The organism is Phyllobacterium brassicacearum (assembly GCF_003010955.1).
GTDB lineage: Bacteria > Pseudomonadota > Alphaproteobacteria > Rhizobiales > Rhizobiaceae > Phyllobacterium > Phyllobacterium brassicacearum.
In genome coordinates this window covers 93,885-107,658 of record NZ_PGGO01000012.1, presented here as the reverse complement: position 1 = coordinate 107,658, position 13,774 = coordinate 93,885, and the positions used below count along the sequence as shown (strand labels likewise).

Here is a 13,774-nt window from a genome sequence, read left to right as displayed (position 1 = left end):
TTTCCTTTCAAAACCTGCCGGAAACATCTACGATCTGGATGAAAGAATTCTGTCAAGGAGATCAACATGCGGCGACCGAATATGTCCGTCCTGGCCAAGGAGGCGGGCGTTGGCGTCTCGACCGTCGACCGGGTGTTGAACGGACGCGCCGAGGTGCGGGAAGATACGGCCCGCCGCGTTCTCGAGGCGGCCGAGCGTATCGGCTTTTACGCCACACCGCTGCTCAGGCATCGGCTGAAGGCGGACTTGCCGCAGCGGACATTCGCCTTTCTGCTCCAGCAGAAATCGACTCCCTTCTACAAGCTGCTCGGCGAGGCCCTGCAAAAAGCCACAGACGAATGCGCAGGCGTCCGGGGCAAAGCCGTCATCGAGTTCATGGAAGATCTGACGCCGGGCGCCGTCGCGGAGACGCTGCTGCGGATGGGGAAGGTCGCGGACGGTATCGCCGTCGTGGCCGCCGACCACCCCAACGTGACTGCTGCCATCGATACACTTGGCTCCAAGTCGGTTCCGGTCGTCGCGCTGGTATCCGACCTCACCGCAGCTTCGCGCGCAGGCTATGTCGGACTGGACAACAGGAAGGTCGGGCGAACTGCCGCCTGGTTTCTGTCGAACATGCTTCCGGCAGGTTCTGCCGTCTCGATATTCGTCGGCAGCCATCGTTATCTCTGTCAGGAGGCCTGCGAGATCGGCTTCAGATCTTGCCTTAGGGAGCGCGCCCCGGACTTTGTCCTCATCGATCCGGTGGCGACGCTCGAAAGTGACCACTATGCCTTCGAGGCAACGCTCGACCTGTTGCGGCGGCATCCTGGCCTGGCAGGGCTGTATGTCGCTGGCGGCGGTATCGGCGGGGTGTTGAAGGCGGTGAAGGAAGCAGCCGGTGAGCGCGTGCCGACAATCATCGGGCATGATCTGACCGATCCGACGATACATGGTTTGGTCGATGGCACCTTGAGTGTGGTGCTCTCCCATCCGATCGAGGCGGTCGCCACACAGGCAGTTGAACTTCTCGCTCAAAAGAGCCTGCAGCCCAAAAGCGAGTGGCAATACATGCACCACAATCTTCCGCTGCAGATTTTCACTCCGGAAAGCGTGTAACGCCGAAGGGCAGGGTGGTGGACTTTGGCCAGGGCGGCAACACCATCCCGTGATTTTTCCGGACCGGACCTGTGATGTATATTTCAGGCGCCCCTTGCGCAATCGCTCTCTAACGGGTGTGGAGTCAGAACGATGAAGCCAACACGCAGATCGATCCTTGCTGCTTTTCTCGCCGTCCCCTCGATCAAAGCCGCGGGTGTGTTCGATGCACATGCCCTCAGCCCGCAGCCTGTTCTGGATTTGACGCCCGCATGCGGGGACGCCGATGAACTGACTGTTGCGCAAACAGAAGGCCCGTACTTCAAGCCGAGCTCGCCCCTCAAACAGGACTTTGCTGCCGATGCGCCCGGTGGAACCAGGATCACCATAGCCGGATTTGTGTTGGGCACGAACTGCGAACCCGTCTCAAAGGCGCTTGTCGAGCTTTGGCATGCGGATGATCATGGCGCCTACGACCTGGACGGATACAAATTGCGTGGTCACCAGTTCAGCGACGACAGCGGCCGCTGGTGGTTCTCGACCATTGTTCCGGCGCTCTATCCCGGGCGTACCCGCCACTATCATCTGAAGGTTCAAAAGCCGGGTGGAAAAGTCCTGACGACCCAGCTGTATTTTCCCGGTGAGCCCCAGAATGAAGAGGACCGCATCTTCGACAAGAGGCTTTTGCTCCAGATGAGCGATACCGCCGACGGAAAATTCGGCCGCTTCGACTTTGTCGTCTGAGCTTGGGTGATCGGGCTGGCGCGAACCCGTTGAGATTCATCACAGAGTTGCGATTTTACTCCCATCTTGCCCCCCAATACGCTGACCTCTGAGTAAAATCGGGAACAGGGAGGACATGTCATGAAACGCAGGCTTGCACTTGCCGCAGCCGCTTTGGTCTGCTTGGTGGCGGGGGCTTATGCCCAGGACACCGCCATGAGTTTCTTCGTCACCAGCGTAAATCCCGGAAAAGGGGGAGATCTCGGCGGCCTTGCAGGTGCCGACGCCTATTGCACCACGCTAGCCACGGCCGGCGGCTCGACAGGCAAGACCTGGAAGGCCTACCTTTCCACTGACGCCGAGAATGCCAAAGACCGCATTGGCGCAGGTCCGTGGTATAACGCCAAGGGCGAGAAGATCGCCGACGATGTTGCCACGCTGCACAGCGACAAGAACAATCTGACCAAGCAGACGGCGCTGAACGAAAAGGGCGAAGTCATCAACGGCCGAGGAGACACGCCGAACCGTCACGACATTCTGACCGGGTCGAAGGCCGACGGCACCGCCGCGCCGGAAACCTGCGGTAACTGGACCATGGGCGGCGCCGAGGGCGCCGCGATTGTCGGCCACAGCGACCGCACCGGCTTGAATGATTCCGCCGAGGCCAAATCCTGGAACTCTTCACATCCGACGCGTGGCGGCTGCACGGTGGAGGCCTTCAAAGGCACTGGCGGCGACGGACTCTTTTACTGCTTCGCGGCAAACTAGTGGTGGTGGCGCGCGGTTACCAAGCTCGGATCGCGCGCCTCTTTCTCAGCCAGCCTTCAACAGGCTCGTATCAACTGGCATCTTGCGCAAACGCTTCCCGGTCGCTGCGAAAATCGCATTGCCGATGGCCGGCACGATTGCGGACGTCCCGGGTTCGCCCATGCCGCCGGGAGATTCTCCACTTTGGACGATATGGACGTCGACCGTCGGGGCCTCGTTCATGCGCAGAAGCTGGTAGGTGTCAAAATTCGACTGCTCGACACGGCCATCCTTGACGGTAATTTCGCCGTAGAGGGCCGCCGTGATGCCGAACATCACGGCACTTTGGACCTGCGCCTGGATGGTATCGGGATTGATCGCGATACCGCAATCGACCGCGCAGACCACACGGTGCACCTTGATTGACCCGTCCTTTGCCACTTCCACTTCGGCGACCTGCGCCATGTAGGAGCCAAAAACGGTCTGAACGGAGACACCTCGGCCCATACCCTGGGCAAGCTGGCTTCCCCATCCGGCCTTTTCCGCTGCAAGGGCGACGACCGCCTTGGCGCGGGGCTGGGCATCGAGCAGAGCCAGCCGATATTCGACCGGATCTTTCTTTGCCGCATGGGCAAGCTCATCCATGAAGGTCTCAACCACAAATATATTGTGCGAGGGACCGACGCTTCGCCAGAATGCCGTGGGAATGCCCGGTGGCTCGACGTTCAGATATTCGACCCGCATGTTCGGCAAGGTGTATGGCGGTTCAACTGCTCCATCCACCGTTTCAGGGTCAAGGCCATTCGCAAACAACGGTGGAGCCCATCTCTTGAGGATCGAAGAGCCTGCGAAACGATGGTTCCAGGCAACAGGCATGCCATCCTTGTCCAGTCCGGCGGACATGCGGTCGAAGAAAAACGGCCGGTACATGTCATGCTGGATGTCTTCCTCCCGGGTCCATACCACCTTGACCGGGCCTTCGACTTGCTTCGCAATCTGGACGGCGCGGGCCACGCCATCGACTTCCAGACGCCGGCCGAAGCCGCCGCCGATCAGGTGGTTGTGAACACGCACCTTCTCCACGGGCAGACCGGCGACTTGCGCCGCAACCGTCTGCGCTCGCGCGAGTATTTGTGAGCCAACCCAGACGTCACAGCCATCCCCAGTCACATGCACCGTGCAATTCATCGGCTCAAGCGTTGCGTGGGCAAGGAAGGGTACGTGGTAGGTCGCTTCGACTTTGGTCGCGGCACTTTCCATCGCTTTGGTCACATCACCGATGTTCTTGGCGACAGGCCCTTCGGACAGCGTCGCCTCTTCAAGCTGATGCAGGACATCGGCGGTGCTGAGCTTGGCGTTGGCACCTTCATCCCATTCGATGACCAGGGCCGCCAGCCCCTTCTTTGCCGCTCCCATGTGATCGGCCACCACGGCGACCGCATCGTCAAGCTTGACGATCTGGCGAACGCCTTTCACCGCCTTGGCTGCCGTGTCGTCCACGTTCTTCAACTTGCCGCCGAACACCGGCGATTGGGCAAGCGTTGCGATTTTGAGATCCGGCAGTCGAACGTCGATCCCGAAGACGGCAGTTCCATTGACTTTCGCCGGGGTGTCCAGCCGCTTTGCCGGCGTGCCGATGAGTTTGAAATCCTCGCGGCGTTTGAGTGTTACGTTGGCGGGGACACTCATGAGCGCGGCTTCAGCCGCCAGATCGCCATATTTTGCACGGCGGTCCGTTGCCGCATCGACAACCTCGCCCTTCTCGGCCCGGCAAGATAAAGGATCGACGCTCCAGCGCTTTGCCGCAGCGGCGATCAGCATGGTCCTTGCCGCAGCCCCTGCCTGGCGCATCGGTTCCCATGCCGCGCGGATCGTGGTCGAACCGCCGGTAGCCTGAAGCCCGCCAAGGGCAGGGTTGCCATATCGGCTTTCGTCCGGAGGTGCGTGCTCGAGCTGCACTTGCGACAGGTCCACCTCCAGCTCCTCGGCTATCAACATGGGGACGGAAGTGTAGGTGCCTTGCCCCATTTCGACATAGGGCATGGTCAGAATGACCTGACCGTTCGTATCAATGCCGATAAAGGCATTCGGCGCGAAATTTCCGCCAGCCGCGCGTGCCTCAGGCGTAGCGAACGGCAGGTGCAATCCGAGCAGCAAGCCGCCGCCGGCAGCTGCGCCAGTTTGCAGGAAATGGCGGCGGGAGATCCCGCGCTCTACCCGTGTATCAGCGCCGCTCAGGGTGTTCAGACGATCGAGGATCATGTCAGCCTCCCTGATTCAATGATTTAGCCGCCAGCTTGATGGCTTCGCGGATACGGATATAGGTACCACAGCGGCAGATATTTCCGGACATCGCATCATCGATATCCTGGTCGGTCGGATTTGGATTCTCCGCAATCAACGCCGATGCCGACATGATTTGGCCCGACTGGCAATAGCCGCACTGGACAACTTCGAGATCGAGCCAGGCCTTCTGGATCTTCGCTCCCGCCGGTGTCTGGCCGATCGCTTCAATTGTCGTGACCTCGGAACTGCCCAGGCTGTCAATCGTCGTGACGCAGGAGCGCGTCGCGACGCCATCGACATGGACGGTACAGGCGCCGCAAAGAGCCTGGCCACATCCAAACTTCGTGCCGGACATCTCCAGAACATCGCGCAAGACCCATAGGAGAGGTGTGTCGTCGTCTACATCGACGCTTCGGTCGACGCCGTTGATCTTGATAGTGGTAGCCATGTTGTCGGGCCCCTTTGTTATCCGGACTGGATGGCGCGCCTGCGATCGAGGACGCGTATCCCCATGGTGATAATGGGCGTTAGGCAGGCGGCAAAGGTCAAATTTCCCTCGATTTCGGACATTCGCGAGGGAATGCCAGACTATACTCCCGCTGCAGCAAACGCGGAAGCTGACACCTGCCAAATCTGATCACGATTTTCCGCAACGTTCCGCCGTTCGATACCCGCGATTACGAATAGCGATGTCGCGGAGATATCAATCGTCATCGTCGGCATACCAGCGGCGCACTGTTCGCTGGCTGGATCTCTCCCGTTCACGGATGACGTACCTTGGCCTGTCTCTGCGAGGTTCGGTACGGACGGTGCGCCGCACATAAATGGATTGCCCATTGTCATCGTCGGTTATGATGGTATCGACACGGGTGTGAACGCCGTTCGAAGAGTTGGAGCTCGAATTCGACGACGTGTTGCCGGCAAACGCCGCAGGAGTAAGCGACATTGTGGCCAGAACTGACACAGCAAGTAGGCGTTTCACGGCAAATCCCCCAACTAATGTTAGACGCATTGGGCCAGGAGAGGCACCCTGCCAATGCTCCCGGATAATATGCTTGCACATCATTATGGAGAAAAATGGCCGTTCGCGCTTTACCCAAATCGGGTGATAGGCTTCCGCAAGGATTTTCTTATTCCGAACGAAAAGCCACCGCGATCCGACTAGCAGGTCCTGACACTAATCTGACGCTCGCGGCGGTATCGAATAGGTCGACGTCGCGTGGGCAACGAGTTGACCATTCATCGCACTGGTCATCGCGATGTCGACGACGGCGAGCCGTTTGCCGAGCTTCAGCAGTTTGGCCACGGCGTCGATAGGGCCGAGTTCCGGCTTGCGCAGGAAATTGATGTTGAGGTTGGTCGTCACGGCCAGGGCAACTGGTCCGATCTGCGCAAGGATTGCAAAATACGCGGTCACATCGGCGAGTGTGAACAGTGTTGGCCCGGATACTGTACCACCTGGACGCAAATGCCGTTCCATCGGGTCAAGCCGCATGGAAGCAAAGCCGGGACCGGCGCCGGTCACCGTAAACGCTATTCCGTCAGCATTTACCTGCGGAAATTCACGCTCCAGAAAGGATGACAACGCTTCCACATCCATCATTATACTCACAAATGTGCCCTCCGACTGTTTTCTTGAGTGTTTCGCTGCTATTTTTAGTATCCCGCATCGCCTTTACAAGGAGACGCTATGAAACCGCCAGGAATAGTTGTTGCAACCTGTTTTGCTGCGCTTGCCTATGCGGGGTTCCTCGCTACGCAACCCCCTCCAAGGCCCATACAGATCGTTGAAGCCTTCGCTTTGCCGGAGCGTTCCGTTGTCTTGACCGAAGAAATGGTCACCCGCTTTCTTTATGGCTTTGCTCCCGTTGCCTCCACAGCGCGGGAACTGGACGCAAAGGGCACGGCAGAGCAGCGTACGGCGATACTGGACAAGAAGGCGGCGGAATTCGGCTTTGCCAGTTTTGCCGATTGGCTTAATACGACCAATACGATCATGGTCACCTATCATTGGGCAACCAATCCCGATCCGCGTCAGGAGGTCGAGAAGGCGATCAGCTCCATTCCATCGATGGTTACTCTTTCCGACAAGGAAAAGACCGACATGATCGATGGATTGAAGGCTGGACTTGCCAAGGTGGAAAATGCAAAACCAACGCCAGGAAACCTGGCGATTGTCCAGCGTCATTTGCGCACGTTGAAGCCCCTCTACGAACAGTGGGCGCCGCCGGCGCAATAACTGCCGAAGAGGAACGATATGGGCGAAATCCACGCTATCCGCCGTGAGGAACCGATTGTCGGACACGAATTGGCGGGCGGAGTTCTGCGACTGACATTGCAAAATCCTCCAGCCAATGCACTGTCGCTGCCAATGATGCAATTGCTGCTTGATCATCTTGCCTCGGCTCGGGACGACAACGCGGTTCGGGTCATCATCATCGATTCGGCGCAGAAGCTGTTCTCGGCCGGGCATGACCTGAAAGAGTTGACCGCTCATCGCAAGGATGCGGACCGCGGCCGCGACTTCTTCGAAAAGACTATGCGGCTCTGTGCTGAGCTCATGCTGGCGATCGTCCGGCATCCGAAACCCGTTATCGCCGCTGTTGATGGTCTGGCGACGGCGGCAGGCTGCCAACTGGTCGCGTCCTGCGACCTTGCCATCTGCACCGACAAGTCCACCTTCTGCACTCCGGGGGTCAATATTGGCCTGTTCTGCTCGACGCCGATGGTGGCGCTCTCGCGCAACGTATCCCGCAAGCAGGCGATGGAGATGCTGCTGACCGGCGAAACCATCGATGCGTCGACGGCCCGTGAGTTCGGGCTCGTCAACCGCGTCGTGCCGCAGGAATATCTGAATCCGATTGTCCGGAAATATGCGCAAACCATTGCCACCAAATCACCTTTGACCGTAAAGATCGGCAAGGAAGCCTTCTACCGGCAGGCGGAAATGGGACTGACGGAGGCCTATGATTATGCGGCTCAGGTGATGGTCGAGAACATGCTGGCCCGCGATGCGGAGGAAGGCATCAACGCGTTCATCGAGAAGCGTCGGCCTGATTGGAAGGGTGAATAGGATGGCTAGGATAACGGAATTTGAACAAGGTCAGATGGATCGCTTTCAACTTCATGATCCCATTGAAGCGAAATATTACATTCAGATCGTGATGACAAGCGCATGTTGCAGATTTCGACATTTGGACGTTCGTCCAGGCAAGATACCGGCAAGCTCAGTCAAACTTTTCAGCTCGATGAGGTGTCCGGACGACAGCTCTACGAGATACTAAAGCGCGCCTTTAGGATTGATTGAGCGTTCAATGGATCACAATCATTACACCGACGATTTCATCCGTGGCATTCTGACGTCCGTCAAAACCATTGCCCTGGTCGGCGCGTCGATCAACGAAGCACGACCAAGCAATTCAGTCATGAGATTCCTCTTGGCCAAGGGTTACCACGTTATCCCGATCAACCCGGGGCAGGCGGGCAAGCGCATCCACGACCAGTTGGTCCATGCCCATCTCGCCGACATTCCCGAACCGATCGATATGATTGACGTCTTCCGCAACTCCTTTGCAGTTCCGAGCCTTGTCGATGAGGTGCTGTCCTTGAAGGTTCTGCCACGTGTCATCTGGATGCAGCTTGGCGTTCAACATGAACAGGCGGCGCGCCGGGCGGAAGCAGCAGGTATCAGCGTCATCATGAATCGCTGTCCGGCCATTGAATATCCCCGTCTTGGCATGCATGCAGCCTAGCCGACGGGAAACAGAGACGGCGTCGCGCCGTTCCCGGGCACGAGTTGAACGTTCCCGTACGATTCTCGTACAAGAATTGCTCATTCTCGTACTGGAGTCCTCGAAATTGGTACAAGAATCTCAATCCTTGGGTGAAATTAGATTGCCGTCAGTTGTGGAAATGCGCGCTTGGCGTCAGCGTCGCAATTTCATAGCCTCACCGGATCAACTGCACGAGGGAGTAAGACATGGCGCACCGCGCACCCGGAATCGAAACACTTGCCGTCCATGCGGGCGCCCAGCCCGACCCGGCTACAGGAGCCCGGGCGACTCCGATCTATCAGACAACGGCTTTCGTTTTTGATGATGCGGACCATGCGGCGTCATTGTTCGGGCTGAAGGCGTTCGGCAATATCTATACCCGAATCACCAATCCAACCAATGCGGTACTGGAAGAACGTGTAGCGGCACTTGAAGGCGGGACGGCAGCATTGGCGGTTGCGTCAGGCCATGCAGCACAACTACTGGTCTTTCATACCTTGATGCAGCCGAGCGACAACTTCGTGGCGTCGAACAAACTGTACGGCGGCTCGATCAACCAGTTCGGGCAGTCGTTCAAATCCTTTGACTGGCGGGTGCGCTGGGCCGACGCCGATGATCCTTCGTCCTTCGAGGCTCAGATCGACGAACAGACCCGCGCCATCTTCATCGAGAGCATTGCCAACCCCGGCGGGGTCATTACCGACATCGAAGCCATCGCCAAAATCGCCCACAAGCATGGTCTTCCCTTGATCGTGGACAACACACTTGCGTCGCCCTATCTCATCCGTCCGATCGAGTATGGTGCTGATATTATTGTACATTCTGCGACGAAGTTCCTCGGCGGCCATGGTAATTCGATGGGTGGGATCATCGTGGACTGCGGCACGTTCGACTGGTCGAAATCCGGAAACTATCCGCTGCTGTCAGAGCCGCGTGCCGAATATAACGGCGTAGTCCTGCACGAAACCTTCGGCAATTTTGCCTTTGCCATCGCCTGCCGGGTGCTCGGCTTGCGTGATCTTGGTCCGGCCCTGGCGCCTTTCAATGCATTCCAGATCCTGACCGGAATCGAGACCCTGCCGCTGCGTATGCAGCGCCATGCGGACAATGCGCTTTTGGTGGCTAAGTGGCTGAGCAGACACGAGAAAGTGGCGTGGGTCAGCTATGCCGGTCTGCCTGAAGACCGGTACAATACCCTGCTGAAGAAATATGCGCCCAAGGGAGCGGGTTCGGTCTTTACCTTTGGATTGAAAGGTGGATACGACGCGGGCGTCAAACTCGTCGAGAGTCTCCAGCTTTTTTCGCATCTGGCCAATATCGGGGATACGAAATCGCTGATCATCCATCCGGCATCGACAACGCATCGCCAACTTGGCGACGAGCAGAAGGTCGCCGCGGGTGCCGGACCGGACGTGGTGCGCCTTTCCATTGGCATTGAAAGCGTCGAGGATATAATCTCCGATCTTGAACAAGCCCTTGCAAAAGCTGGTTAAAGCCATGAAAAATCTTGTCAAAATCGACTTCGATGGCGTCGATCCGGAACACGGAGCGCCGAAGCCGGAACGCGTCATTTCGGGGGATCCGCAGTTCCGTACATGGAACTGCGATGAGGCGGAAGGTGGTATATATGCCGGAATTTGGGAGGCCACACCCGGCAAATGGCGCATCGCCTACGATGAATGGGAATTCTGCCACATCCTGTCGGGTCGCTCGGTGATCACCGAGGATGACGGTGTGGAGCACCATGTCGAGGCGGGCGACAGCTTCGTGCTGCGTCCGGGCTTTCGCGGAACGTGGGAGGTGCTCGAGACGACCCGGAAGGAATATGTGATCAAGCTTTGATCACCATTCGACGTCCAGCCGCTCCAGCCCGTGGAAATGATATGTATCGCGATACATGGGCCGTTCTTTAAACCGCAGGTTGGGCAAACGGTCAAAAAGCACCTTCAAAGCAACCTGCAATTCTAACCGCGCCAGTGGCGCGCCGATGCAGAAATGAATTCCTGCTCCGAATGACAGGTTCTTCTGATCGTCACGGCCGGGCAGGAAGGCGTCTGGCGAAGAGAAAGCTCGGGGATCGCGATTGCCGGCGCCCAGCATGAGTCCGATCTGGTTGCCGGGTTTGAGCAAGATGCCGTCGCCGAGATCGATCTCCTCATAGGCATAGCGCGTGAACATATGCAGAGGCGCGTCGAATCTCAGGCATTCCTCCACTGTTTTTGCTGTGCTTTCCGGGTTGGCGAACAGCTCGGCCGGATCGAGGTTGCTTTCGAGTATTGTCTTAACCGCGTTGCCGGTCTGGTGCACCGTGGCTTCATGCCCTGCATTGAGGAGGAGGATGGCGGTGGTGATGAGCTCGTCTTCCGAAAGTTTTGCCCCATCCGCCTCTGCGGCGAGCAGCAGGCTTAGTAGGTCATCGGCAGGTTCGGCGCGCCGGCGTCCGGCGTAATCGCGCAGGAAAGCGGAAAATTCCGCCGCTGCGGCATTGGCGTTGTCCTCGCACTGGCGATTGCGGCCATGCATGTACATCGAGACGATGCGATGCGACCAGTTGAGCAATTGTGGAGCGGATTCTACCGGCACGCCCAGCATTTCCGCAATGATTGTCACCGGAATTGGGGTTGCGAAATCGGAAATGAGATCAGCTTCGCCGCGCGGCTCGAACCGATCGATCAGGTCGTGCGCAAGTATTTCGATGCGCGGGCGCAGCCGTTCGACCTGGCGTGATACGAATGCCCGGCTGACCAGTGTACGCAGCCGCGTGTGCGTCGGCGGCTCCAGCTCCAGCATCGAGAACTTTTCAACGTGGTCAAAATCCTTCAGATGCGACCGATCGCCAACAACACCTTGCGAATCCGCTGCACTGTCGCGCTTCTCCCGTCCGAAACGGCGGTCGCGCAGCAGTCTGTTGACGGCGTCATAGCCGATGAAACACCAGAAACCGTAATTCTCCCAGAAGAACGAAGGGGCATCGGCGTGGAGCAAAGTATAGGCTTGATAGGGGTCCTGATAGAATGTTGGGTCGTGCGGATCAAGGCGCAGGCGCCGGCCATCGAAATCAAACGATAAGGGAGTTTGAAGGGGCATCAGAAGAACTCCGTTCGCGCAAGATTGCGTAAAGCCATTGAGCATTCGCCGCGAAATGTTTCATATTGCCTGCGAATCCGTTCTCCCAAGAATAGCAGGACCAGATCATGAAAATCACTATCGTCGGCGCAGGTATCGCCGGACTGTCGACTGCGTGGTCGCTGACCAAGGCGGGCCACTCGGTCACGCTGATTGAGCAGGGACCGATTCCGAACCCACTTGCCGCTTCGGGTGACCACCACCGCATTATCCGCCGCGCCTACGGTAATGCAGGCGGCTACGCGGATGCGATATCCGAGGCCTATGCTGCTTGGGATGAATTGTGGCAGGATATCGGTACCACCCATCTCGATCCGCGTGGTTTCATCTGCGTGTCGCGTGAAGCCGGGGACGAGGCAGAAGAATATCGTGAAGGGCTTGAGCAGGGTGGCTATCCACTGGAGCTTTATGAGCCTCATGAGGCGGTGAAACGCTATGGATACCTGGAAGAGGGAACGTTCCGCTACGCCTTTTTCTCGCCGGAGGGCGGTGCTCTCCATTGCAAGAAGATTGCGTCCGATATTGCCCGATGGCTGCGTGCACGCGGAACTACGCTGCTGGAAAACACCAGGGTAACCGCTGTCGACAGCGCCGCCGGTTCCGTTACTCTCGCGGATGGAACGGTCATTTCTGGCGACAAAGTCATTGTGACCGCCGGCGCCTGGGTGCTGAGGCTGTTTCCGCATCTGGCAACGACGCTGACCACCTATCGGACCGCTGTCGTTTATCTCGAACCTCCGGCGGACATGAAAGCGGTTTGGGACACATCGCCGGTGGTGCTGGATGTCGGTGGCCGTACCGACGGCTACATCATTCCGGCAAGCGGTGGTGGCGGCCTGAAATTCGGCTCCGGTCTGCACAAGCGCAAGACACCTGATGCAAATCTCGATAGGGTTCCAGCGCAAGGCGAGGGCGAAGCAATTCGTGATCTCTTTGCGCCGCCAATGAAAAGGCTGGGCGAATATAAAGTTACAGACGTTGTCACATGCGCCTACACCTTCACTTCCGACGAGCGGTTCTTTGCAACGGAAATAGACAAATGCCTTGTCGTTTCAGCTTGTTCAGGTCACGGGTACAAGTTTGGCGCGGCCGTTGGCCGGCGCGTCGCTAACTCGGTCGAGGATGGCAACGTACCTGAGCTTCAGCGCTGGTTAAGGGCGGAGGCGGCCTGATCGCCTAACATCCGTTCACCTTGTGGCAATGATCAGGGGCCAGAACATCTTGCGGAAACGGGTGGCAACGCCCTATGTATCGAAAGTGTAGTCCACGAATCTGGGGTGTTTGAGCCCCTTATTCCCCAAAACGCTGAGGCCCACCGATGAGAGATCCAATCGAAACAGCTATGAACCTCGTACCCATGGTCGTCGAACAGACCAATCGGGGCGAGCGGGCCTATGATATTTTCTCGCGCCTGCTGAAAGAACGCATCATTTTCATTACCGGACCGATCGAGGACGGCATGGCGACGCTCATTTGCGCGCAGCTGCTTTTCCTTGAATCGGAAAATCCGAAAAAAGAAATCAACATGTACATCAACTCGCCAGGCGGTGTCGTGACCTCCGGCATGGCGATCTACGACACGATGCAGTTCATCCGTCCGGCCGTGTCAACGCTGTGCTTCGGCCAGGCTGCTTCCATGGGCTCGCTGCTCCTGACGGCCGGCGAAAAGGATATGCGTTTTGTCCTGCCGAACGCCCGCATCATGCTGCACCAGCCATCGGGCGGTTTCCAGGGGCAGGCTTCCGACATCGAGCGCCACGCCCAGGATATCATCAAGATGAAGCGGCGTCTGAATGAGATCTATGTCAAGCACACCGGCCGGGATTATGAGACGATTGAGCGCACTCTTGACCGCGATCACTTCATGACTGCTCAGGAATCACTCGAGTTCGGTCTCATCGACAAGGTGCTTGAGTCCCGTGCGATCATCGAAGGCGATGGAAAGTAACCGGCTAAATCACGTTGCCGGGTCCAAAATGAACATTTTTTGACCCGGTTGCGGACTTTTCGCCACATATCCGGCTTGCATAGAGCTGAGCAGA

At 57.9% G+C, this 13,774-nt stretch carries 15 protein-coding genes; 10 read left to right on the top strand and 5 right to left on the bottom strand.

All coding sequences use genetic code 11. From position 1 onward, the window contains the following. Positions 1–66: 66 nt before the first annotated feature. The 3 genes from CU102_RS16705 to CU102_RS16695 all read left to right on the top strand — a co-directional run bounded on the left by CU102_RS16705 (position 67) and on the right by CU102_RS16695 (position 2,568). Positions 67–1,098: a LacI family DNA-binding transcriptional regulator gene (locus CU102_RS16705; RefSeq protein WP_106712227.1), complete on the top strand. Its 1,032-nt coding sequence runs from the start codon at positions 67–69 to the stop codon at positions 1,096–1,098. A gap of 132 nt (positions 1,099–1,230) precedes the next feature. Continuing rightward, positions 1,231–1,821 (top strand): dioxygenase family protein, encoded by a 591-nt coding sequence (locus tag CU102_RS16700; RefSeq protein WP_106712226.1) that lies wholly within the window; start codon positions 1,231–1,233, stop codon positions 1,819–1,821. 120 nt (positions 1,822–1,941) lie between these two features. Next, positions 1,942–2,568 carry a hypothetical protein gene (locus CU102_RS16695; protein ID WP_106712225.1) on the top strand — a complete coding sequence of 209 codons (627 nt, stop codon included), beginning with the start codon at positions 1,942–1,944 and terminating at the stop codon, positions 2,566–2,568. 45 nt (positions 2,569–2,613) lie between these two features. Here CU102_RS16695 and CU102_RS16690 read toward each other — a convergent pair whose 3' ends face one another. From CU102_RS16690 to CU102_RS16680, 4 genes are all read right to left on the bottom strand, one after another. Further along, a complete protein-coding gene (locus tag CU102_RS16690; protein ID WP_106712224.1) occupies positions 2,614–4,809 on the bottom strand; it encodes a xanthine dehydrogenase family protein molybdopterin-binding subunit in 2,196 nt (731 codons plus the stop codon). 1 nt (position 4,810) lies between these two features. Then, positions 4,811–5,281: a (2Fe-2S)-binding protein gene (locus CU102_RS16685; RefSeq protein WP_106712223.1), complete on the bottom strand. Its 471-nt coding sequence runs from the start codon at positions 5,279–5,281 to the stop codon at positions 4,811–4,813. 255 nt (positions 5,282–5,536) lie between these two features. Beyond that, a complete protein-coding gene (locus tag CU102_RS29445) occupies positions 5,537–5,815 on the bottom strand; it encodes an acid shock protein (RefSeq protein ID WP_133624592.1) in 279 nt (92 codons plus the stop codon). A gap of 195 nt (positions 5,816–6,010) precedes the next feature. Then, positions 6,011–6,436 (bottom strand): PaaI family thioesterase, encoded by a 426-nt coding sequence (locus CU102_RS16680; protein WP_106712222.1) that lies wholly within the window; start codon positions 6,434–6,436, stop codon positions 6,011–6,013. A gap of 87 nt (positions 6,437–6,523) precedes the next feature. Here CU102_RS16680 and CU102_RS16675 point away from each other — a divergent pair, with 87 nt between their 5' ends. The 5 genes from CU102_RS16675 (at position 6,524) to CU102_RS16655 (ending at position 10,448) form a co-directional block, all read left to right on the top strand. Beyond that, a complete protein-coding gene (locus tag CU102_RS16675) occupies positions 6,524–7,072 on the top strand; it encodes a hypothetical protein (RefSeq protein ID WP_106712221.1) in 549 nt (182 codons plus the stop codon). Positions 7,073–7,090: 18 nt separating this feature from the next. Beyond that, positions 7,091–7,906 (top strand): enoyl-CoA hydratase, encoded by an 816-nt coding sequence (locus CU102_RS16670; RefSeq protein WP_106712220.1) that lies wholly within the window; start codon positions 7,091–7,093, stop codon positions 7,904–7,906. 241 nt (positions 7,907–8,147) lie between these two features. Then, positions 8,148–8,585 (top strand): CoA-binding protein, encoded by a 438-nt coding sequence (locus CU102_RS16665; protein WP_106712219.1) that lies wholly within the window; start codon positions 8,148–8,150, stop codon positions 8,583–8,585. Positions 8,586–8,812: 227 nt separating this feature from the next. Then, positions 8,813–10,099: an O-acetylhomoserine aminocarboxypropyltransferase gene (locus tag CU102_RS16660; RefSeq protein WP_106712218.1), complete on the top strand. Its 1,287-nt coding sequence runs from the start codon at positions 8,813–8,815 to the stop codon at positions 10,097–10,099. Between the two features lie 4 nt (positions 10,100–10,103). Continuing rightward, positions 10,104–10,448, top strand: a complete 345-nt coding sequence (locus CU102_RS16655; RefSeq protein ID WP_106712217.1) for a cupin domain-containing protein — start codon at positions 10,104–10,106, stop codon at positions 10,446–10,448. Here CU102_RS16655 and CU102_RS16650 read toward each other — a convergent pair whose 3' ends face one another. Beyond that, positions 10,449–11,693, bottom strand: coding sequence for a cytochrome P450 (locus CU102_RS16650; protein ID WP_106712296.1), 1,245 nt, complete (start codon positions 11,691–11,693; stop codon positions 10,449–10,451). It abuts the gene before it with no gap. Positions 11,694–11,800: 107 nt separating this feature from the next. On the opposite strand from CU102_RS16650, the gene CU102_RS16645 reads away from it, so the two are divergent. Further along, the gene (locus CU102_RS16645) at positions 11,801–12,904 is read left to right on the top strand and encodes an NAD(P)/FAD-dependent oxidoreductase (protein ID WP_106712216.1); all 1,104 of its coding nucleotides are present in this window, start codon (positions 11,801–11,803) and stop codon (positions 12,902–12,904) included. 146 nt (positions 12,905–13,050) lie between these two features. Further along, positions 13,051–13,680, top strand: a complete 630-nt coding sequence (locus CU102_RS16640; RefSeq protein WP_106712215.1) for an ATP-dependent Clp protease proteolytic subunit — start codon at positions 13,051–13,053, stop codon at positions 13,678–13,680. Positions 13,681–13,774: the final 94 nt, after the last annotated feature.